This is a genomic window from Comamonas endophytica, from assembly GCF_023634805.2.
Lineage (GTDB): Bacteria > Pseudomonadota > Gammaproteobacteria > Burkholderiales > Burkholderiaceae_C > Comamonas > Comamonas endophytica.
Window position 1 is genome coordinate 1,247,390 of record NZ_CP106881.1, and the last position, 22,439, is coordinate 1,269,828.

Genomic DNA, 22,439 nt, shown 5'->3' on the forward strand with positions numbered 1-22,439 from the left:
TCTCACCCAATGGTGGAAGCATCAAATACTGAACATCGTCGCGGTGAGCAGGAAATCCAGCCCCAGGATGGCCAGCGAGGCCATCACCACGGTGCGCGTCGTCGCGCGGGAAACGCCTTCGGGCGTCGGTTTCGCCAGATAGCCCTGGAGCAGCGCGATGAAGGTGACGGCCACGCCGAACACCAGGCTCTTGATCACGCCGTTACCCACGTCGGCCCACCAGTCGACGCCCTGCTGCATCTGGCCCCAGAAGGCGCCGCCATCGACGCCGATCATCAGCACGCCGACCATCCAGCCGCCGATCACGCCGACGGCGCTGAACACCGCGGCCAGCAGCGGCAGCGCGATGACGCCGGCCCAGAAGCGCGGCGCCAGGATGCGGCGCACCGGGTCCACGGCCATCATCTCCATGGCGCTGAGCTGCTCGCCGGCCTTCATCAGGCCGATCTCCGCCGTCAGCGCCGTGCCCGCGCGCCCGGCGAACAGCAGCGCCGTCACGACCGGCCCGAGCTCGCGCACCAGCGACAGCGCCACCAGCAGGCCCAGCGCCTCGGAAGCGCCGTAGCGCTGCAGCGTGTAATAGCCCTGCAGCCCCAGCACGAAGCCGACGAACAGGCCCGACACGCCGATGATGGCCAGCGAATAATTGCCCAGGAAATGGATCTGGTCGCCCATCAGGCGCGGACGGCGCAGCGTGGCGCCCAGCAGGCAGGCCAGGCGCAGCAGCAGGCGCGCGGCATAGCCGATGGCGGCGCATTGTTCGCGCACGGCGCGGCCGATGCGCGCGGGATGCAGGCGGTTCATGGGCGCGCTCCCGGGCCGAAGTCCTGGGCCGCATCGACGCCTGGATAGTGGAAGGGCACCGGCCCCTTGGCGCGCGCATGCACGAACTGGTCGACCAGCGGATCGGCGCTGGCCATGACTTCGGCCGGCGTGCCCTGCGCCGCGACGCTGGCCGGGCCGAGGATAATCACGTGGTCGGCCACCTGGAAGGTTTCGGCCACGTCGTGCGAAACCAGCACCGTGGTCAGGCCCATGGCATCGTTGAGCTCGCGGATCAGCTGCGCGGCAGTGCCCAGCGCGATCGGGTCCAGGCCGGCAAAGGGCTCGTCGTACATGATCAGCTCCGGGTCGAGCGCGATCGCGCGCGCCAGCGCCACGCGCCGCGCCATGCCGCCGGAGATCTCGCTGGGCATCAGGGAGCGCGCGCCGCGCAGGCCCACGGCATGCAGCTTCATCAGCACGATGTCGCGCACCAGCTCCTCGGGCAGGTCGGTGTGCTCGCGCAGCGCGAAGGCCACGTTGTCGAACACGCTCATGTCGGTGAACAGCGCGCCGAACTGGAACAGCATGCCCATGCGCCGGCGCGCGGCATACAGCTGCGCCTGGTTCATGCGGCCCACGTCCTGGCCGTCGAACAGCACCTGGCCCTGCTGGGCGCGCTGCTGGCCGCCGATCAGGCGCAGCACCGTGGTCTTGCCGCCACCGGAAGCACCCATCAGCGCCGTGACCTTGCCGCGCGGAATCTGCAGGCTGAGGTCGCGCAGGATCACGCGCTCGCCGTAACCAAAGGTCACGTTGCGCAGTTCAACCAGGGGCGCGGAGGCTGTCATGGACCGGCAGTTCCTAGAGAGGATGGAGAAGGGATAGGAAAGAATACTAAACGATTACATACATTCATGTATGTTTGCTCACACAAACCCCCGTGCAGCGACCGGCATGAACGCGCGCGACGCACTGGCACCGAGGTCAAAGCATATTGTGCAGAAATGCTTGCGTGCGTGGGTGTTTTGGCTGCGCAAAGAATTGCGCGGCCGGCCCCGATTCAATCAATTCGCCACGGTCCATGAAGGCCACGCGGTTCGCCACTTCGCGCGCGAAGCCCATCTCATGGGTCACGACCAACATCGTCATGTGCTCCTGGGCCAGCTCGCGCATGGTGCGCAGCACCTCGCCGGTGAGCTCCGGATCGAGCGCCGAGGTGGGCTCGTCGAACAGCAGGATGTCGGGCTCCATGGCCAGCGCGCGCGCGATGGCCACGCGCTGCTTCTGTCCGCCCGACAGGCGCGCCGGGTAGCTGTCCCGCTTTTCCAGCAGGCCGACCTTGGCCAGCAGCGCCTCGGCCCGCGGCACGATCTGCGCGCGCGCCAGGCCCTTGACGACCATCGGCGCCTCGATCACGTTCTCCAGCACCGTGAGGTGCGGAAACAGGTTGAACGACTGGAACACCATGCCCATCTTGCGGCCGATGCGCCGGATCTGCGCTTCGGGCACGTAGCTGCAGACGCCCGCGGCATCGGTCGCGGCCAGGACTTCGCCCTCGATCTCCAGGTGGCCGCTGTCGATGGTCTCCAGGTGGTTGAGGCAGCGCAGGAAGGTGCTCTTGCCCGAGCCCGAAGGTCCGATCACCGCCACGACCTCGCCGCGCAGCAGGTCCAGCGAGACCTTGCGCAGCACCTGCTGGCCGCCAAAGGACTTGCAGATGTCGCGCGCGCTGATCATCACCTCGGCGCCTGGCGCCTGCACTTCAGGCGTCGTATTTGGCATAGCGTTTCTCCAGGTACTGGAAGCCCCAGGTCAGCACCAGGGTCATGACAAGATAGAAGCACGCCGCGACGATGAAGGGCGTGGTCGTGAAGTCGCGCTGCACGATGCCGCGCGCCGCGCGCAGCAGGTCATTGAGCGCGAGCACGTAGATCAGCGAGGTGTCCTTGACCAGCGTGATGGTCTCGTTGCTGATCGGCGGCAGGATGCGCGGCCAGATCTGCGGCAGCACGATGCGGCGCATGGTCTGGCCGTAGCTCAGGCCCAGCACCTTGGCGCCCTCGTACTGGCCGCGGTCGATCGACTGGATGCCGGCGCGGAAGATCTCCGCGAAATAGGCCGCGTAATTGAGCGAGAAGGCGACGACGGCCGCGGGAAAGTCGTCGAAGCGCACGCCGATCACCGGCACGAAGGGCAGCGCGAAGTAGATGAACAGCATCTGCAGCATCAGCGGCGTGCCGCGCATCAGCCAGATGTAGCCGCCCACCAGCCGCGCCAGCGCGCGAAAGCGCGACACCCGCGCCAGCGCCAGCGCGAGCCCGAGCGGCATCGCCAGCGCCAGCGTGATCACGAACAGCTTCAAGGTGACCAGCGCCCCCTGGGACAGGGGCCCCAGAAGGGAGATTACGTATTCCATGCAAAAGCCTTGTGGTCCAGAAAAGCAAAACACCGGCAGGCCTGTAAAGGCGCAGCCGGTGCCAGGGGCTGGAGCTTGCGCTTACTTGATGATGTCCTTGCCGAACCACTTGGTGGCGATCTCGGCGGCCTTGCCGTCCTTCTTCATCTCGGCCATGGACGCTTCCAGCCTGGCCAGCAGCTCTGTATCTTCCTTGCGCAGGCCCACGCCATATTCCTCGACGCCGAAGTTCTCCTCGAGCACGCGGTACTCCTCGGACTTCTTCGCCACATGGAAGCGTCCCACGACCTCATCGACCACCACGGCATCGAGGCGGCCGGCGGACAGATCCATCAGCGCGGTGATGTTGTCGCCGAAGGTCTTGAGCTGCTTGAAGCTCTTGGCCACGACTTCGTCCTTGTTGATCGCGTCCACCGCCGAGCTGCCGTCCTGCGCGCCCACGACCTTGCCGGCCAGATCAGCCTTGGTCTTGATGCCGCCGCTGGCCAGCACCACGATGATCTGGTGGTTTTCCATGTAGGGCGAGGAGAAGGCGATCTTCTCCTTGCGCTGCTCGGTGATGGTCAGGCCGTTCCACAGCATGTCGACGCGCTTGCCCGCCAGCTCGGCTTCCTTGGCGCTCCAGTCGATCGGCTTGAACTCCATGTCCAGGCCCATGCGCTTGCCGGCTTCGCGCGCCAGGTCGATGTCGAAACCGACCAGTTCGTTCTTCTCGTCGCGAAAACCCATGGGTGGGAAGTTGTCGTCCAGGCCCACCACGATCTTGGTCACGGCCGCGGCAGGCGCTGCAGCTCCGGTGGCAGCAGGCTGCGAAGGCTCGTTCTTGCCACAGGCGGCCAAGATGGCGCTCAGGGCCAGCATTGCGACGAGGGTACGTTTTTTCATGGTGGTTCAGATCTGGGAACGATGGCATGCCAGGCGGGGCATTTGCGGCGCCTGCTGGCTTGCGGGAAAGAGGGGTATTGTGGCGCAGTCCGGTTGGGAGTGCATGGGGGTGTGGCGAAAGCGCCCGTGGGTTGGATTGGTTTTACTCTTTTGTGTGTCTTGCACACGCTGCACTATTTGTTTACTCCATGCCGTTGCCACGGGCAGGAGCCGGGGATTCGTCCCGGCGGCCGACTCACTTTTCTTGCTCGCACAAGAAAAGTAAGCAAAAGAATCGGCGGGGGCGCCTAGCCCCAACTGTCTGCGACCCTCCGCTGCGCTGCGGGCGACCTGCCGTGCTCGGTCCGGGGCTGCACCGCAGAACTCGCTACGCGGCTTCGCCGCTGCGCTCGGACAACTGCGGTGAGTCAGATTACGAAGCCTCCGTGTCCTACGGCACTCCGGCCCAGCCCCGGCCCTGCGCGCGGCAGGCGCAGCCAGATGGGCGGGAACCGGGGTCCGGGGTCCGGGGTCCGAGAACCGAGAACCGAAAACCGAGAACCGGGAACCGGGAACCGGGAACCGGGAGCCGGGAGCCGGGAGCCGGATAGCTATTTGGACTTTCAGGACGAACCCCTTGCCACGGCGCGCCCATACCGTTCGTGGTGAGCTTGTCGAACCATGGACGGCCTGCTCTAAAAATAGAGAGCAGGCTGCCCATCCTTCGACGGGGTCGCCCAGGCAAGCTCAGGACGAACGGTTTTTAAAACCGCGAGGGCACATTAAAGCCAAGGGTACAGCTTTTACCCCTCAAAGAAGCTATCCCGCTCCCACCCCTTCTGGCTGCGCCTGACGCGCGCAGGGCCCGGGCTGGGCAGGTGTGCCGAAGGACACACCTGCTTGGTGAACTGACTCACCGCGGTTGTTCGAGCGGAGCGGCGTAGCCGCGCAGCGAGTTCCGCGGTGCAGCCCGGGACCGAGCACGACAGGTTGCCCGGAGCGTAGCGGAGGGACGCAGACAGCAGGGGCGCTTTCTTTTGCTTCGTTTTCTTGTGCGTACAAGAAAATGAAGTCGGCTGCCGGGCCGAGACCCGGCCCCCGCCCTCGGCAGAGGCATGCAGTAAGCAAATCACACAGCGTATACCGCACAAAAACCCAGCCAACGAAAAAGGCGCCACAGAGGCGCCTTCAATCAAGTCAAAAAGACTTAACGCGGCAGCGAACTCTTCCCCATCAGGAACGCATCCACCGCATGCGCCGCTTGGCGCCCTTCGCGGATGGCCCACACCACCAGCGACTGGCCGCGGCGCATGTCGCCCGCGGCAAACAGCTTGGGCACGTTGGTCGCGTAGCCCACGGCCGCGTCGGTCGTGGCCTTGGCGTTGCCGCGCTGGTCCTTGTCGACACCGAAGGACTCGAGAATCGAAGCCACCGGGCTCACGAAACCCATCGCCAGGAACACCAGGTCGGCCTTGAGCACCTGCTCCGAGCCCGGAACTTCGGTCATCTTGCCGTCCTTCCACTCGAGGCGCACGGTCTTCACGCCCGTGAGCTGGCCCTTCTCGCCGATGAATTCCTTGGTGGCGATGGCGAACTCGCGCTCGCAGCCTTCCTCGTGGCTCGAGGAGGTGCGCAGCTTGTAGGGCCAGTAGGGCCAGACCAGCGGCTTGTTCTCCTGCTCGGGCGGCATGGGCATCAGCTCGAACTGGGTCACGCTCACGGCGCCATGGCGGTTGGAGGTGCCCACGCAGTCGCTGCCGGTGTCGCCGCCGCCGATCACGATGACGGTCTTGCCGTCGGCGCGGATCTGGTTCTTGAGCTTGTCGCCGGCGTTGACCTTGTTCTGCTGGGGCAGGAACTCCATGGCGAAGTGCACGCCATTGAGCTCGCGGCCCGGCACCGGCAGGTCGCGCGACTGCTCGGCGCCGCCGGTCAGCAGCACGGCGTCGAACTCGGCCATCAGCTGCTCGGGAGAGACGGTTTCCTTGGCCCAGTTAGTGACCTTGGAATCCTTGCCCAGGCCTTCGGGGCCCGCCACCAGCACGCCGGTGCGGATGGTCACGCCTTCGGCTTCGAGCTGCTTGGCGCGCAGGTCGATGTGCGACTTCTCCATCTTGAAGTCGGGGATGCCGTAGCGCAGCAGGCCGCCGATGCGGTCGTTCTTCTCGAACAGCGTCACGGCGTGGCCGGCGCGCGCCAGCTGCTGGGCCGCGGCCATGCCGGCCGGGCCGGCGCCGATGATGGCCACCGTCTTGCCGGTCTTGACGGCCGCGGGCATGGGCTTGACCCAGCCCTCGGCCCAGGCGCGGTCGGCAATCGCGTGCTCGATGCTCTTGATGCCGATGGGCGCGGCATTGATGTTCACGACGCAGGCCGCCTCGCAGGGCGCGGGGCAGATGCGGCCGGTGAACTCGGGGAAGTTGTTGGTGCTGTGCAGCACGCGGATCGCGTTGGCCCAGTCGTCGCGGTACACCAGATCATTGAAATCCGGAATGATGTTGTTGACCGGGCAGCCGTTGTTGCAAAACGGCGTGCCGCAGTCCATGCAGCGCGCGCCCTGCACCCGCGCCTGCTCGGGCGTGAGGGCAATGACGAACTCCTTGTAGTTCTTCAGGCGCTCGGCAACGGGCTTGTAGCCCTCCTCGATGCGCTCGTACTCCAGAAAACCGGTGGCTTTTCCCATGATGAAACTGTCCTTGAATGATTGGCGAATGGCTTGGCTGGTCGGGCTCAGTTGGCCGCGATTGGCTCGGATTCAGTAGCTAGTTCTGCTTGCGCAGCAATGGCTTCCTTCGCTTTACGTTCATGGATTTCGGACAGGGCGCGCTGGTATTCCGACGGGAACACCTTGACGAACTTGGAACGCGCCGCGGCCCAGTTGTCCAGCAGATCGCGCGCCCGCTTCGAGCCGGTCCAGCGGCTGTGGGCCTCGACCAGCGCGCGCAGCTGCTGCTCGTCGCTCTCGCCGCGGTGCCAGATGCCGGGGTGCACGCTGCTGGCGAACTCGCTGTGCGGCAGCACCTTCTCGAGCGTCACCGAGGCGGTGTTGCAGCGCTGCGCGAACGTGCCGTCCTCGTCATAGACATAGGCCACGCCGCCGCTCATGCCGGCCGCGAAGTTGCGGCCGGTCTTGCCCAGCACCACCACGGTGCCGCCGGTCATGTATTCGCAGCCATGGTCGCCCGTGCCTTCGACGACGGCCGTGGCACCCGACAGGCGCACCGCGAAGCGTTCGCCGGCCACGCCGCTGAAGAAGGCTTCGCCGCTGGTGGCACCGAACATGACGGTGTTGCCGACGATGGTGTTCTCCGCGGAGGCGCCGCGGAAGGCGTGGCTCGGGCGCACGACCACGCGGCCGCCCGAAAGGCCCTTGCCGGTGTAGTCGTTGGAGTCGCCCGTCAGGTTCAGCGTGATGCCCTTGCACAGGAAGGCGCCGAACGACTGGCCGCCCGTGCCCTCGAAATGGATGCGGATGGTGTCATCCGGCAGGCCCTCGGGATGCGCGCGGGTCACGGCACCCGACAGCATCGCGCCGACCGAGCGGTTCACGTTGCGCACCACTTCCATCAGGCGCACGGGCTCGCGCTGCTCGATCGCCGGCTTGCAACGCTCGATCAGCTTGGTGTCCAGCGCCTTGATCAGCAGGTGGTCCTGGGTGTCCACGTGGTGGCGCGGCACGTCGGCGGGCACGATGGGCTGGGCGAACAGGCGGCTGAAGTCCAGGCCCTGGGCCTTCCAGTGCGCCAGGCCCTTGCGCATGTCGAGCAGGTCGGCGCGGCCGACCATGTCGTCGAACTTGCGGATGCCCAGCTGGGCCATGATCTGGCGCACTTCCTCGGCAACGAAGAAGAAGTAGTTCACCACATGCTCGGGCTTGCCGGAGAACTGCTTGCGCAGCACCGGGTCCTGCGTGGCCACGCCCACCGGGCAGGTGTTCAGGTGGCACTTGCGCATCATGATGCAGCCTTCGACCACCAGCGGCGCGGTGGCGAAGCCGAATTCGTCGGCGCCCAGCAGCGCGCCGATCACCACGTCGCGGCCGGTCTTCATCTGGCCGTCGGCCTGCACGCGGATGCGGCCGCGCAGGCGGTTGAGCACCAGCGTCTGCTGGGTTTCGGCCAGGCCGATCTCCCAGGGGCCGCCGGCATGCTTGATGGACGACAGCGGCGAGGCGCCGGTGCCGCCGTCATGGCCGGCAATGACCACATGGTCGCTCTTGCACTTCGCCACACCCGCGGCAATCGTGCCGACGCCGACTTCGGACACCAGCTTGACCGACACGTCGGCATGCGGCGCGACGTTCTTCAGGTCGTGGATCAGCTGCGCCAGATCCTCGATCGAGTAGATGTCGTGGTGCGGCGGGGGCGAGATCAGGCCCACGCCCGGCACCGAGTGGCGCATGCGGCCGATGTAGTCGGTGACCTTGCCGCCGGGCAGCTGGCCGCCCTCGCCGGGCTTGGCGCCCTGCGCCATCTTGATCTGGATCTGGTCCGAGGATGACAGGTACTCGGCGGTGACGCCGAAGCGGCCCGATGCGACCTGCTTGATCTTCGAGCGCAGCGAATCGCCGTCCTGCAGCTCGACGTCGACCTCGACCTGGTCGTGGCCGATGACCGAACCCAGGGTGTCGCCCTGCTTGATCGGGATGCCCTTGAGCTCGTTGCGGTAGCGCGTGGGGTCCTCGCCGCCTTCGCCGGTGTTGCTCTTGCCGCCGATGCGGTTCATGGCCACGGCCAGCGTGGCATGGGCTTCGGTCGAGATCGAGCCCAGCGACATGGCGCCGGTGGCGAAGCGCTTGACGATCTCCGATGCGGGTTCCACTTCCTCGAGCGGGATGGCCTGCGCCGGGTCGCCCTTGAACTCGAACAGGCCGCGCAGCGTCATGTGGCGCTGGCTCTGGTCGTTGACCAGCTGCGCGTATTCCTTGAAGGTGCTGAAGTTGTTCGAGCGCGTGGCGTGCTGCAGCTTGGCAATCACGTCGGGCGTCCACATGTGCTCCTCGCCCTGCGCGCGCCAGGCGTACTCGCCGCCGGCTTCGAGCATGGTTTCCAGCATCGGGTCGTCGCCGAACGCCGCCAGGTGGCTGCGGATGGTTTCCTCGGCGATCTCGAACACACCGATGCCCTCGATGCGGGTGGCGGTGCCGGTGAAGTACTTCTCGACGGTGTCGGTGTTCAGGCCGATGACCTCGAACAGCTGCGCGCCGCAGTAGCTCATGTAGGTGCTCACGCCCATCTTGGACATGATCTTCGCCAGGCCCTTGCCGATCGCCTTGACGTAGTTGTAGACAGCTTTCTCGCCCGACAGCTCGGCCGGCAGGTCGCGGCCCATGGCCAGCAGCGTTTCCATCGCCAGGTAGGGGTGGACGGCTTCGGCGCCATAGCCCGCGAGCACGGCGAAGTGGTGGATCTCGCGCGCCGTGCCGGTCTCGACGACCAGGCCGGCGGTGGTGCGCAGGCCTTCACGCACCAGGTGCTGGTGGATGGCCGACAGCGCCAGCAGCGCGGGAATCGCGACCTGGGTGGCCGACATGCCACGGTCGCTGATGATCAGGATGTTGGCTCCGCCGCGGATGGCATCGACGGCCTGCGCGCACAGCGAAGCCAGCTTGGCTTCGACGCCCTGCTTGCCCCAGGCCAGCGGGTAGGTGATGTCGATGGTCTCGCTCTTGAACTTGCCCTGCGTATGCTCGGCGATGTTGCGCAGCTTGTCCATGGCTTCGAAGTCCAGCACCGGCTGGTTGACTTCGAGGCGCATCGGCGGGTTGACCTGGTTGATGTCCAGCAGGTTCGGCTTCGGGCCGATGAAGGACACCAGCGACATCACGATGGCTTCGCGGATCGGGTCGATCGGCGGGTTCGTGACCTGCGCGAACATCTGGCGGAAGTAGTTGTACAGGGGCTTGTTGCGGTCCGAGAGCACGGCCAGCGGGCTGTCGTTGCCCATCGAGCCCACGCCCTCCTCGCCCTTGGCGGCCATGGGCGCGAGCAGGAACTTGATGTCTTCCTGCGTGAAGCCGAAGGCCTGCTGGCGCTCGAGCAGCGGCAGCGCGGCCACGGGCGGCTGCACCGGACCCTGGCTGCCGACGCTGTCGAGCTTGATGCGCAGGTTCTCGATCCACTGCTTGTAGGGCTTGGTGTTGACGATGTTCGCCTTGAGCTCTTCGTCCTCGATCAGGCGGCCCTGCTCCAGGTCGATCAGCAGCATCTTGCCGGGCTGCAGGCGCCACTTGCGGATGATCTTGCTGTCGGGCACGGGCAGCACGCCGACTTCGGAGCCCAGGATGACGAGGTCGTCGTCGGTGATGACGTAGCGCGAGGGGCGCAGGCCGTTGCGGTCCAGCGTGGCGCCGATCTGGCGGCCGTCGGTGAACACGATCGAGGCCGGGCCGTCCCAGGGCTCCATCATCGCGGCGTGGTATTCATAGAACGCGCGGCGGCGCTCGTCCATGGACTCGTGCTGTTCCCAGGGTTCGGGAATCATCATCATGACGGCCTGGCTGATCGGGTAGCCGGCCATGGTCAGCAGTTCCAGGCAGTTGTCGAAGGTGGCGGTATCGGACTGGTCCGCGAAGCTGATGGGATAGAGCTTCTTCAGGTCTTCTGCCAGCACCGGCGAGGCCATGACGCCTTCGCGCGCGCGCATCCAGTTGTAGTTGCCCTTGACGGTGTTGATCTCGCCGTTGTGCGCGACGTAGCGGTAGGGGTGGGCCAGCGGCCACTCGGGGAAGGTGTTGGTCGAGAAGCGCTGGTGCACCAGGCCGATGGCCGAGACGCAGCGCTCGTCCTGCAGGTCGTTGTAATACACGCCCACCTGGTCGGCCAGCAGCAGGCCCTTGTAGACCACGGTGCGGCTGCTCATGCTGGGAACGTAGTATTCCTTGCTGTGCTTTAGCTTCAGGCCCTGGATCGCGGCGGAGGCGGTCTTGCGGATCACATACAGCTTGCGCTCGAGCGCGTCCTGCACGATCACGTCGTTGCCGCGGCCGATGAACACCTGGCGCAGCACGGGCTCCTTGGCGCGCACGGTGGGCGACATCGGCATGTCGAGGTTCACCGGCACATCGCGCCAGCCTAGCAGCACCTGGCCTTCCGCCTTGATCGCGCGTTCCATCTCCTGCTCGCAGGCCAGGCGCGAAGCGTGTTCCTTGGGCAGGAAGATCATGCCCACGCCATACTCGCCCGCGGGCGGCAGCGCGACGCCCTGCAGCGCCATCTCTTCGCGGTAGAGCTGGTCCGGAATCTGGATCAGGATGCCTGCGCCGTCGCCCATCAGCTTGTCGGCGCCCACGGCGCCGCGGTGGTCGATGTTCTCGAGGATCTTCAGCGCACCCGTGACGATGTCGTGGCGTTTCACGCCCTTGATGTGGGCAACGAATCCCAGGCCGCACGCGTCGTGCTCATTGCTCTTGGAATACAGACCGTGTTCTTGGAGATGGGAGATCTCGGCAGCCGTCGTCATGGCGGAATCCTCAGTTATTTTCGCAGGGAACCGGAGATTACGGCAATGCATCAGCCTATGCAAGAAAATATAATTGGGGTCAGATTCAATTATTAACCAAGGAAATCGTTCGGAAATTAAATTGGGGACACATCAAATTCAAGAGCATTCAATGCACGAACGGCGCGGTGGCCAAGCCATTGCCGCTTTCCATTCAAGCAGAAGGGTTGGAAACCACCTTTGGAGGGCGCCCCGCACGTTGGCGCACCACCCGGCGCTGGGTGCGGTTTTGCAGTTCCGCGACGAACTGCGGCGAGCCCAGCGCCCAGCCGCGCAACGCCGCCTGCTCGATGCTCTCCAGCTGCTCGCTGGAAATGCCCGCCTCGACGGCTGCCTTGTACCCCGCCTCGCGCGCAAAGGGCGTGTTGCCCAGGGCCCAGAAGGACGCATGCGCATGGACCAAAGTCGTGTAGCGCAGACCGGCGTTGTGCGCGTAGCTGGACCAGGCATAGTCCGCCGGCTCACGCACCAGCCCGGCGCGCACCGGGCTCCAGTCCAGCGCCACCATGCTCGTCAGCAGATAGCCCGGGTCGATCACCGTGGCCCGGTAGCGCCCGTTCCACAGCGTGCCGCTGCGGCCGTGGCGGTTGTTGAAGTAGCGCACGTAGCTGCGCCCCACCGACTGCATGAACTGCGGCAGCGCGGTGTCGGTCTCGGGGGTCGCCAGCAGCTGGAATTCGCTGGGCAGCAGGACGTAGGCGTGGATATCGACGCCAAAGCGCCTTGCCATCTCGCGCAGCAGGTCCAGCATCTGCGTGCAATCGGCGGCATCGGCAAAGATCTCCGCGCCGTTGTTGCCGCGCTGGATGATGTGGTGCGGCAGGGAGGCGAGAGTCAGGCGGGGGAGACGGGCCATGGGGAGAGCTCCGGCGGTGATGGAGATGAACGCGCTGATCTTGAGATCCGGCCGTCCATCCTTCGACAAGCTCAGGACGAACGGATTCTAAACCTCGCTCATCTTCACCTAGTAGGCTCGGGGCTCAAGACGCAAAACCGTTCGCCCTGAGCCTGTCGAAGGGTGTCTCGAAACCAACTGCGCCCGTCCACCCCGTCGAAGGGTGAACGACCCAGCTTCCAATCAGTCCTGCTTGGCCGCCGGCAGCCTGAACCGCGTCTCGGCCAGCTTGTCCAACCCGAACTCCTGCAGCAACTGTTGCAGCCGCTCGGCCGCACTGCGCTTCTTGTTACCCGTGTAGCGCGCCACGATCAGCTCGTTCTTCATGCTGTGCTCCCAGCCCACCAGCTCGGTCACCGTGACCTGATAGCCCGAGGCCTCGAGGAACAGGCAGCGCAGCACGTTGGTGATCTGGCTGCCCATCTCGCGCGTATGGATCGGGTGGCGCCAGAGCTCGGCCAGCGGCGTGCGCGTGAGGCTCAGCGCCTTGGTCTCGCGCAGGCAGGCGGCGACCTCGGCCTGGCAGCACGGCACGATCACCATGGCGCGGGCCTTCTTCTCCAGACCGAAGGCAATCGCATCGTCGGTCGCCGTATCGCAGGCATGCAGCGCGGTCACGACATCGAAGCGCTCGGGCATGGATTCGACGCGCGTCGATTCGGCCACCGACATGTTGAGAAAGCGCATGCGCTCGAAACCCAGCTGCCCGGCCAGCGCCTGCGAAGCCTCGACCAGTGGCGCGCGGGTCTCGATGCCGTAGATCTCGCCGCGGCCCAGTGCCTTGAAGAACAGGTCGTAGAGGATGAAGCCCAGATAGGACTTGCCCGCGCCATGGTCCGCCAGCGTGACGGCATGCCCATCGGCGGACAGTTCCTTGAGCAGCGGCTCGATGAACTGATAGAGGTGGTAGACCTGCTTGAGCTTGCGGCGCGAGTCCTGGTTGATCTTTCCCTCGCGCGTGAGGATATGCAGCGCCTTGAGCAGCTCTATCGACTGGCCGGGCCGCAGCTCGAGCTGCTGCGCCGGGTCCTGCGGCGCCTTCTTCGCGCCCTGCTTGTCCGGCCGCGCCATTACTTGGCGTCCCTGGCCGCCTGGCCGGTGACCGGGCAGCGCGCGCCCACGCCCAGGTCCAGCCAGCCTTCGATGCCCAGCTTCTCCAGCGTCTGCATGTTGTGCTCGTAGATCGCCTCGGCCTCGGGGAAGGCCTCGACGGCCTTGTCGATGCTGTCCTCGCGCAGCAGGTGCAGGATCGGATAGGGCGAGCGGTTGGTGCAGTTGGTCACGTCGTCGACCTCCGTGCCCTCGAACTGGAACTGCGGATGGAACGACGCGACCTGCAGGATGCCGCCCAGGTCCATGGCCTCGACCAGCTCGTCGGCCAGCTCCAGGAAGTCGTTGAAATCGAGGAAGTCCTGCAGCGCGTGCGGCACGATCAGCAAGGTGGTGTCGCGCTTTTCCGGCGAGATCTCGGCCAGGTCCTCGAGCTCCTGCTGCAGTTGCTCGGCCACGCCGCGCGCATCGGTGGCCTCGCTGACCGCGTAGTGGATCTGCTGCTTGACATGCACCGCCTTGGCAAAGGGGCACAGGTTCAGCCCGATGACCGCCTTTTCCAGCCAGCGCTGCGTGTCTTCGATCACCAGCTCGGGGGGATAGGCCTGCAGGTTGGGCGCGGAGGAGAATTCGGTCATTGGAAAGCCTTGTCGTGCACGCACCCGCCCCGGCTGCGCGCACAGGTGGGCGGCGCGGCCAGGCGAAAGCGTTGGTGGGGGAGCAGGATTGTAGCGATCCCGGCGCGCCAGCGCTGCGCCATGGGCAATCGGCGCCGGGCTTCAAGCCAGCAGCTGGCGGCCCGTGAGGCGCGCATGCTCGCGTGCCGCATAGCGGTCGGTCATGCCGGCCACGAAGTCGCAGGCCACGCGCGCCAGCGCCGTGGCATCCGCCGCCTCCTGCGCGCGCTCGGCAAAGCGCGGCTTCATTTCCTGGGGCCGCTCTAGGTAGATCGCAAACAGCTCGCGCACCACGGTCTGCGCCAGCTCGGTGGTCTGCACCACCTGCGGGTGGCGGTACAGGTTCTGGAACAGGAAGCGCTTGAGCGCGGTGGACTCGGCGCGCATCTGGGCGCTGAAGCCCACCAGCGGGCCGGCCGTGCGCACCGCTTGCGCATCGGCGGGATCGACCTCGGCCAGACGCGTTTCGGTGGCCGCCACCACGTCATAGACCTGGTCGCTGAGCATGCGGCGGATGGTGTCGTAGAGCAGCCGGCGCGCCCCATGCGGCCGTGCCGCCAGGCCGGGGTGCTGGGCCAGCGTCAGCGCGTGGTAGCGCGCGAACAGCGGCACGGCCTGCAGTTGCTCCATGCTGATCAGGCCGGAGCGCACGCCGTCGTCGACATCGTGGGCGTTGTAGGCGATCTCGTCGGCCAGGTTGCACAGCTGGGCCTCGAGCGAAGGCTGCTCCCCGCGCAGGAAGCGCTGGGCGATGCCGCCGGGCTCGCGCTGCTCGATGCGCCTGGCGTTGGCCTGCGAGCAATGCTTGAGAATGCCCTCGCGTGTCTCGAAAGTCAGGTTCAGGCCGTCGAAGCCGGGGTAGCGCTCCTCCAGCCGGTCGACCACGCGCAGGCTCTGCAGGTTGTGCTCGAAGCCGCCCCAGTCACGCATGCATTCGTTGAGCGCGTCCTGGCCCGCGTGGCCGAAGGGCGTGTGGCCCAGGTCGTGCGCCAGGCAGATGGCCTCGACCAGATCCTCGTTCAGCCGCAGCGAGCGCGCGATCGAGCGGCCGAGCTGCGCGACCTCCAGCGAATGCGTGAGCCGCGTGCGGAACAGGTCGCCTTCATGGTTCAGGAACACCTGGGTCTTGTAGACCAGCCGGCGGAAGGCCGAAGAGTGCACGATGCGGTCGCGGTCGCGCTGGTGGTCGGAGCGCGTGGGTGCGGGTGCCTCGGCATGCAGGCGGCCGCGCGTGTCCGCAGGTTTGCTGGCCCAGCGGGCGAGGCTTGCATCCTTGGGCAAATTCATTTGCTTCATGACTATCGGCTCATCCTTGTACTTAGGCCAAGGTGTTCATTTCTAGCAGGCCGTTTACCCTTCGACAGGCTCAGGGCGAACGGTTTTTCCTCCGTTCGCCCTGAGCCTGTCGAAGGGCGTTTCAAGGCACGACATTTGAAAGCAGGAGCCTTAATGGCAGCAGGTATCGATGATCTCGCGCACCAGCGAATCCGGCGCCGAGCGCACCAGCGCCTTGCCCGGCCCATCGATCAGCACGAAGCGGATCTCGCCGCCCTCGGCCTTCTTGTCCACGCGCATGTGCTGCAGGTAGTGGCCGGCGTTGTCGCGGCTGGCAATGACCGCGCCGCGCGTGGGCAGGCCGGCGCGCGCGATCAGCGTCACCAGGCGCTGCACGAATTCCTCGTCCACCAGCCCCAGGCGGCGCGACAGGCGCGCGGCCATGACCATGCCCGCGGCCACGCCCTCGCCATGCAGCCACACGCCGTAGCCCATGCCGGCTTCCATCGCGTGGCCGAAGGTGTGGCCGAAGTTGAGCACGGCGCGCAGGCCGCCCTCGCGTTCGTCCTGGCTCACGACCCAGGCCTTGATCTCCACGCTGCGCTTGACGGCATGCGCCAGCGCGTCGCGGTCCCCGGCGAGCAGCGCATCGAGGTTGTCCTCGAGCCAGCCCATGAACTCCATGTCGGCGATCGGGCCGTACTTGATGACCTCGGCCAGGCCCGCCGCCAGCTCGCGCGCCGGCAGCGTGGCCAGCGTGTCGAGGTCGCAGACCACGAGCTGCGGCTGGTAGAACGCGCCGATCATGTTCTTGCCCAGCGGGTGGTTGATGGCGGTCTTGCCGCCCACCGAGGAGTCGACCTGCGACAGCAGGGTGGTCGGCACCTGCACGAAGGGCACGCCGCGCATGTAGCAGGCCGCGGCGAACCCGGTCATGTCGCCGACCACACCGCCGCCGAGCGCGAACAGCACCGTCTTGCGGTCGCAGCCCTGGCCCAGCAGGGTGTCGAAGATCTGGTTCAGCGTCTGCCAATCCTTGTGCGCCTCGCCGTCGGGCAGCGCCACGGTGTGGACCTGGGCGTAATGCGGCGCCAGCGCCGCCTGCAGCTGCGCGGCATAGAGCGGCGCCACGGTGGTGTTGGTCACGATCAGCGCGGCGCGCGCCTTGGGCAGGCCGGCGAAGACCGCGGGGTCGGACAGCAGGCCGCTGCCAATCACGATCGGGTAGGAGCGCTCGCCCAAATCGATATCCACCTGGTGCCGGCAAGCTGCCAATGCGCGCAGATCCATTGTGTTCCGTCCGTTCTCAAAAGCAGCGCGAGGCGCATGCACAGGGTCAAAGCCGGCGGCCTTTCCGCCCAAGCCTTCTATCGTAGCCGCAAGCGGGGCGCGGCGCGCAACATCTACCGCGGCGGCGTGGCCATCGCGCCGCCATGGGGCGCGGGCAGGTCGTATTCGCCCAGCTCGGCCTGCATCGCCAGCTTGCGCACCACCTGCGTCACCGACAGCCGCGCGGTCTTGATCGTGTAATGCGCGGTGGCCAGGTACAGCGCGTGGCGCTGCTGCATCAGCTCGCGCAGGCGCACCCCCGGGTCCTGGCCCTTGAGCAGCGGCCGCGTGCCGTCGTTGCGCAGGCGCCGCGCGATGTCCTCGGGCGCGGCCTGCAGGTAGAACACCGTCGTGCGCTCATGCAGGTGCTGGCGGTTGGCCTCGCGCAGCACCACACCGCCGCCGGTGGACAGCAGCAGCGGCTGCGGCGCGGCCGTGATCTCGTCGATGACCTGCTGCTCCACATCGCGGAACGCCGCCTCGCCATGCTCGGCGAAATAGGCCGCGATGGTGCAGCCCAGGCGCTGCTCCATCACCTGGTCGGAATCGACGAAGCCCATGCCCCAGAGCTGCGCCAGCTGCCTGCCAATGGTGGTTTTTCCGCTGCCTGGAAGGCCGATCAATGTATACATGGGATGGAAAAATCCGCCCGGAGGCGGATTTGTCAGTTGATGCCTGAAATTGCCGGCATGGAGCTTAGCGCATGTGCGGGCGATCAGGGCCGATGCGCCCGGCTTCAGGTGGCCGGCGTGCAGGCAGGGTAGGAAAGAGTTGCTGCATATTGCCGAATAAGGCTATCTGCGTTCAGGGTAAACAGCAGATTTGCCTGACCCGGAGCTGTAGCACCTGTCAGCGTGAAAGTCACGCTGGCGAAAGTGCGGCTGCCATTTCGGCTGTCCGGCGAGGGTGACCCATTCGACACGGCTGCACTCACTACACCACTGAAAGACTCCACCGAAATGGTTGTTCCGGCTGGAGCACCCATGCCAATCGCAGTGCCCAGATCACCCATCCAAACCGCCTTGCAGTTGGTGCGATCAAACGCCAAACCAGAAAAATCTGTTTTTGGTGTTGTAGAGCCTGCATCGAACAGGCTGGTGTTGTCCACACTGCTGGCATAAAGACGGATATTGCCGGAAAAAGCCTCGCCATCGCCTCTGTGGCCACTGACGAGTATGTTGATCAGGCCTGTCGGCGACCGAGGATTTTGCACGGTGTAATCGACAGAGCACTGCCCTTCGACGAGCGTGCAACCACCGCGTCCAGAGGTGCCGATGCCGCCGTAGTCTACGCCTGCGACCACAGCAAAGCCATCAGAAACCCGGTTGCCATTGGCATCCACCAACCGCACACTGATCGTGCTCGAGTCGCCTGAGAGATCATTGTTGAGCAGATATTGGGAAGCCGACAGATCAAGGGCTCCCACTGCGGGCAAGCCATTGGTCACTGTTACTAAACCGGAGGGCGTAGACAGTGGCTGTGATGCTCCAGGCACCTTAGCAGTGACTTCCACAGTCTGTGCAATTCTTTTTGACGACACAGTTGCCGAGACAAACCCATTGGCATCCGTATAGCCAGTTGCACTTGCCAGTGTCAATACATCGGCCGGTGCCGTGAATTCCACCCGCACGCTGGGAACGCCAACGTTCTGACTGTTCAACACTTGGAATTGCAGGATTGCGGTTTCAGTACGGCCAACTCCACCTGATCCAGCGATTACGATGGACCGATCGGCTGGAACGGCTGAAACAAATCCAATGCTGGTTGCCAGGGTCTGCGGGTCAATGACCTCTGTTACACCAGCAGAAACCGCAAAGTTACGAGATGCGGAATAGGCCGTGCCGCCCAATGTGGCTGTGGCGCTCACAGTGGTCGCTCCCAGCGAATCCAACGCCTTGGCATTGACCTCGATCATCGCCTGCCCGCTGGCATTGGTCAGTGCCGTGGCGGCGCTCGGCGTGAACTGCAGCAAACTGCCTCCCGCCTCGGCAAAGGTCACGACCTCATTGGCCGCCGGCGCGCCAGCCGCGGTCTTGAGCGTGGCCAGCAGCTTCACGGTATCGGAAGCCGCAAAGGAATTGCTCGCGATATCGGCGCCGGCGTTGCTCTGCAGCTGCAGCTGCATCACATAGCTGGCCGGCGTGACGGTGCCCCCGCCCGTGCCCGTTCCCGTGCTCCCGCCGCCCGTGCCGTTGCCGAACCCCGGCGTGCCGGCGCTGCCCCCTCCCCCGCCGCAGGCCGCCAGGGCTGCGCTCATCGCGAGCGCCATCAGATAGTTATGGAATTTCATGCTTGTCTCTGGATGGAAAAATCAGCGCGCGGCCCGGTCCTGCATCAGCATCTTCGGCGTGATGAAGACCAGCATCTCGCGCTTGGAGGTCTCGCGCGTGCGGCTCTTGAACAGGTTGCCGACCACCGGCACGTCGCCGAGCAGCGGCACCTTGGTTTCATTGTTGGTCTCTTCCATCTCGAAGATGCCGCCAATGACCACCGTGCCGCCGTTCTCGACCAGCACCTGGGTCTGGATGTGCTTGGTGTCGATGGCCACGCCCTGGGTCGTGGTCTCGCCACGGCTGTCCTTGTTGACGTCGAGGTCCAGGATGATGTTGCCTTCGGGCGTGATCTGCGGTGTGACCTCGAGCTTGAGCACCGCCTTCTTGAAGGCGATGGTGGTCGCGCCGTTGGGCGCGGTGACCGAGTACGGGTACTCCGTGCCCTGCTCGATCAGCGCCTTGGTCTGGTCGGCGGTGATCAGCCGCGGGCTGGAGACCACCTTGCCCTTGCCGTCGGCTTCCATGGCCGACAGCTCCAGCGTCAGGAAGCGGTTGGCGGCCGAGTTGAAGATCGACAGCGCGAAGCTGCCTGCGGAGCTCACCGAGGACAGCGAGGCCGGCAGGTTCACGAAGGTGCCCGAGGTGTCGACCGTGCCGCCCGCGCCGCCGGTGGCCGTGGCATTGCCGTAATTGGTGCCGATGCCCACGCGGTTGCCGCCGCCGAGCGAATAGCCGCCGTTGCCGCCGTTCTGCGCGCGCAGGTCGCCGCCGCCGAGCTTCACGCCCAGCGAGCGGCCGAAGGTGTCGCGGGCCTCGACGATGCGCGCCTCGATCAGCACCTGGCGCACGGGAATGTCCAGCGTCGCCAGCAGCGTCTTGACCTCTTCGAGCTTGGTGGCGGTATCGGTCACGAACAGCTGGTTGGTGCGCGGCTCGGCAATGGCCGATCCCCGCTCGGACAGGAAGCGCGTGGTCGAGCCGCTGCCGCCGCCGGAATTGCTCGCGATCTGCGCGATCATGTCGGTGGCCTTGGCGTAATTGAGCTGGAAGCCCTGCGTGCGCAGCGGCTCGAGCTTCTCGATGGCCAGCGCCGCTTCGTAGTCCTTCTTGGTGCGCGCGTCGATTTCGTCCTTGGGCGCGATCCACAGCACCGAGCCCGACTTGCGCATGCCCAGGCCCTTGGCGTCCATGATGATCTGCAGTGCCTGGTCCCAGGGCACGTCCTTCAGGCGCAGCGTGAGCGAACCCGTGACGGTGTCCGAGGTGACGATGTTGAAATTGGTGAAGTCGGCAATGACCTGCAGCAGCGAGCGCACCTCGATGCTCTGGAAATTCAGCGACAGCTTCTCGCCGGTGAAGCCCGGACCCTGGCTCAGCCGGGTCGGATCAACCTTCTTCTGGCGCACCTCGATGACGAACTGGTTGTCGCTCTGGTAGGCGCTGTGCTCCCAGTCGCCCGTGGGCTCGATGCGCATGCGCACGCGCCCGCCGGCCTCGGTGGTGGTGATGGTCTGCACCGGCGTGCCGAAATCGGTCACGTCCAGCCTGCGGCGCAGGCCCTCGGGCAGCGAGGAGCGCATGAAATCGGCGATCAGCACCTTGCCCTCCTGGCGCAGGTCCACCGACACCTGGTTGTTGCCCAGCCCGACCACGACGCGCCCGGCGCTGTCGGCGCCGCGGCGGAAATCGACGTCGCGGATCGGCTGCACGTCGCTGGCCACGCTGCGGCCGACGGACACCCGCGGCTCGGCCACGGCCTGCGCGGTCGCCGCCGAAGGCACCGGCGCCAGGATCACGAACAGGCTGTTGCCCTGCACATCGGTCTGGTAGGAGGTCGCGGCCTTGAGGTTCAGCACGACGCGCGAGCGCCCGCCGGCTTCCACCACGCTGACCGAGCGCAGGTTGCCCTGGTTGAGCTCGAACTGCGCCTGGCCGGAAGCGTTCTGCGTGTCCGGGAAGTCCAGCGCGATGCGCGCCGGCGACTGGATGGCAAAGCCCGCGGGCGGGGCCGCCAGCGGCTGCGACAGCTCGATGCGCAGCACCTCGCTGCCGTCCTGAAGGGAGCCCGTGACCGATTGGATCGCGCCCTGGGCAAAGGCGCCGGCCGACAGCAGCAGCGCTGCCGAAGCCGCGGCGTACCGGCACTGCGCCCATATGGCGCGATGGTGTTTCGTCATTTCTGTGTCTCCTGCAGCGTCAGCTCGGTATTGCGCTCTATCCACTCCCCCGTCACGTCCTGGATGATTTCACGCAGCTGGACCGAGTTTTCCGTGATGCGCAGCACTTTTCCGTAATTCTGGCCGAGGTAATTGCCGACCCGCACCTGGTAGAGCAACTGATCGACCTTGATCAGCGCCGTGGGCTGGCCCTGTTTCTGCAGGCTGCCCACCATGGCCATGGCATCGAGCGGCATGGCTTCGAGCGGCTCCTTGCGGCGGTTGAGTTCGGACTGGATGAGGCCGGTGTTGGCGCCCGCCTGCGCGGAGTCGCGGCGCAGCGCCTGCGTGAGCTTGCCCGGGTCGAAGGGATCGACGCCGCCATCCACGGTGTAGGTCTGGGGCTGGAATTGCTTGGGCTCAGCGATCGGCGTGACCCGGGGGCGGGCCTGCGCGCGCTGCTCGGCCATCCACTGCTGCAGTTCTTGCTGCCCGGTGTCGCCACAGGCGCCCAGCAGCACCGTGCACAGCCCCAGCGCCAGGATCAGTGGTCGTTGATGCATCATTTCTTTCCGGCGGCCGCGCGCTTTTGCGCCTCGATCTCTTCGCCATCGAGATAGCGGAAGGTGCGCGCGGTGGCATCCATGGCCAGCGTGCCGTTGCCGTCCTTGCCCACGGGCGCGATGGCGATGTTGTTGAGCGTCACGATGCGCGACAGGTGGGCGATGTCCGAGGCGAAGGCGCCGATGTCATGGTAGGCGCCCGTCACCTTGAGCGCGATCGGCAGCTCGGCATAGTAATCGCGCACCACCATCTGGCCCGGGCGGAACAGCTCGAACTGCAGGCTGCGCCCCAGCCCGGCCTGGTTGATGTCGGACAGCAGCGCCGCCATCTCGGCCTTGCTGGGCAGCTGCTTTTCCAGCTGGATCACATACTGCTGCACCTGCTCGCGCTGCTGCTTGAGCGCCTCCAGGCTCACGGCCTTGGCCAGCTTGCCCTGGAAGTCCTGGCGCAGCGCGACTTCCTGCGCCTGCTCGTTCTCCAGCTCGTCGCGGTAATCGCTGAGCAGCACGAACCACAGCAGCACGGCCACGCCGACGGCGATGGCCACGCACAGCAGCGTGCGCGGCACGATCGGCCACTGCGAGGGGTCGTTGGGATGCAGGTTGGTGAACTGGCGCCGCAGTTCGGCCTGCAGCTGGGCGAAATCGGGGCCGTTGCGCGGTTTCCTGAGCATCA

Annotated in this window: 17 protein-coding genes; all 17 read right to left on the reverse strand. The window is 65.9% G+C overall.

What is annotated here, in order from left to right; translation table 11 throughout:
- Window positions 1–21: 21 nt before the first annotated feature.
- The 17 genes from mlaE to M9799_RS05645 all read right to left on the reverse strand — a co-directional run bounded on the left by mlaE (window position 22) and on the right by M9799_RS05645 (window position 22,437).
- Entirely contained in the window at window positions 22–804 is a 783-nt protein-coding gene (gene mlaE / locus M9799_RS05565; RefSeq protein ID WP_231043430.1) for a lipid asymmetry maintenance ABC transporter permease subunit MlaE, read from the reverse strand.
- Window positions 801–1,613 carry an ABC transporter ATP-binding protein gene (locus M9799_RS05570; protein ID WP_231043429.1) on the reverse strand — a complete coding sequence of 271 codons (813 nt, stop codon included), beginning with the start codon at window positions 1,611–1,613 and terminating at the stop codon, window positions 801–803. The genes mlaE and M9799_RS05570 overlap by 4 nt, the downstream gene beginning before the upstream one ends.
- A gap of 136 nt (window positions 1,614–1,749) precedes the next feature.
- Window positions 1,750–2,547 carry an amino acid ABC transporter ATP-binding protein gene (locus M9799_RS05575; RefSeq protein WP_304505207.1) on the reverse strand — a complete coding sequence of 266 codons (798 nt, stop codon included), beginning with the start codon at window positions 2,545–2,547 and terminating at the stop codon, window positions 1,750–1,752.
- Window positions 2,528–3,181: an amino acid ABC transporter permease gene (locus tag M9799_RS05580; RefSeq protein ID WP_231043428.1), complete on the reverse strand. Its 654-nt coding sequence runs from the start codon at window positions 3,179–3,181 to the stop codon at window positions 2,528–2,530. The genes M9799_RS05575 and M9799_RS05580 overlap by 20 nt, the downstream gene beginning before the upstream one ends.
- 81 nt (window positions 3,182–3,262) lie before the next feature.
- Window positions 3,263–4,066 (reverse strand): amino acid ABC transporter substrate-binding protein, encoded by an 804-nt coding sequence (locus M9799_RS05585; RefSeq protein ID WP_231043427.1) that lies wholly within the window; start codon window positions 4,064–4,066, stop codon window positions 3,263–3,265.
- A 1,186-nt stretch (window positions 4,067–5,252) separates the two neighbouring features.
- Window positions 5,253–6,728 (reverse strand): glutamate synthase subunit beta, encoded by a 1,476-nt coding sequence (locus M9799_RS05590; RefSeq protein ID WP_231043426.1) that lies wholly within the window; start codon window positions 6,726–6,728, stop codon window positions 5,253–5,255.
- Between the two features lie 47 nt (window positions 6,729–6,775).
- Window positions 6,776–11,506: a glutamate synthase-related protein gene (locus tag M9799_RS05595; RefSeq protein WP_231043425.1), complete on the reverse strand. Its 4,731-nt coding sequence runs from the start codon at window positions 11,504–11,506 to the stop codon at window positions 6,776–6,778.
- A gap of 193 nt (window positions 11,507–11,699) precedes the next feature.
- Window positions 11,700–12,401, reverse strand: coding sequence for a transposase (locus M9799_RS05600; RefSeq protein WP_231043424.1), 702 nt, complete (start codon window positions 12,399–12,401; stop codon window positions 11,700–11,702).
- A gap of 222 nt (window positions 12,402–12,623) precedes the next feature.
- Complete coding sequence (locus M9799_RS05605) at window positions 12,624–13,511, reverse strand: class I SAM-dependent methyltransferase (RefSeq protein WP_231043423.1); 888 nt, start codon at window positions 13,509–13,511, stop codon at window positions 12,624–12,626.
- Window positions 13,511–14,128 (reverse strand): DUF1415 domain-containing protein, encoded by a 618-nt coding sequence (locus M9799_RS05610; RefSeq protein WP_231043422.1) that lies wholly within the window; start codon window positions 14,126–14,128, stop codon window positions 13,511–13,513. The genes M9799_RS05605 and M9799_RS05610 overlap by 1 nt, the downstream gene beginning before the upstream one ends.
- Before the next feature lie 141 nt (window positions 14,129–14,269).
- The gene (locus M9799_RS05615) at window positions 14,270–15,463 is read right to left on the reverse strand and encodes a deoxyguanosinetriphosphate triphosphohydrolase (RefSeq protein WP_422688970.1); all 1,194 of its coding nucleotides are present in this window, start codon (window positions 15,461–15,463) and stop codon (window positions 14,270–14,272) included.
- A 150-nt stretch (window positions 15,464–15,613) separates the two neighbouring features.
- Window positions 15,614–16,732: a 3-dehydroquinate synthase gene (gene aroB, locus M9799_RS05620; RefSeq protein ID WP_231043421.1), complete on the reverse strand. Its 1,119-nt coding sequence runs from the start codon at window positions 16,730–16,732 to the stop codon at window positions 15,614–15,616.
- A gap of 113 nt (window positions 16,733–16,845) precedes the next feature.
- Entirely contained in the window at window positions 16,846–17,403 is a 558-nt protein-coding gene (locus tag M9799_RS05625; RefSeq protein WP_231043420.1) for a shikimate kinase, read from the reverse strand.
- Between the two features lie 104 nt (window positions 17,404–17,507).
- Complete coding sequence (locus M9799_RS05630; protein ID WP_231043419.1) at window positions 17,508–19,061, reverse strand: Ig-like domain-containing protein; 1,554 nt, start codon at window positions 19,059–19,061, stop codon at window positions 17,508–17,510.
- 21 nt (window positions 19,062–19,082) lie between these two features.
- Entirely contained in the window at window positions 19,083–21,221 is a 2,139-nt protein-coding gene (locus M9799_RS05635) for a type IV pilus secretin PilQ (RefSeq protein WP_231043418.1), read from the reverse strand.
- Window positions 21,218–21,766, reverse strand: coding sequence for a pilus assembly protein PilP (locus M9799_RS05640; RefSeq protein WP_231043417.1), 549 nt, complete (start codon window positions 21,764–21,766; stop codon window positions 21,218–21,220). The genes M9799_RS05635 and M9799_RS05640 overlap by 4 nt, the downstream gene beginning before the upstream one ends.
- Window positions 21,763–22,437 carry a type IV pilus inner membrane component PilO gene (locus M9799_RS05645; protein WP_231043611.1) on the reverse strand — a complete coding sequence of 225 codons (675 nt, stop codon included), beginning with the start codon at window positions 22,435–22,437 and terminating at the stop codon, window positions 21,763–21,765. The genes M9799_RS05640 and M9799_RS05645 overlap by 4 nt, the downstream gene beginning before the upstream one ends.
- Window positions 22,438–22,439: the final 2 nt, after the last annotated feature.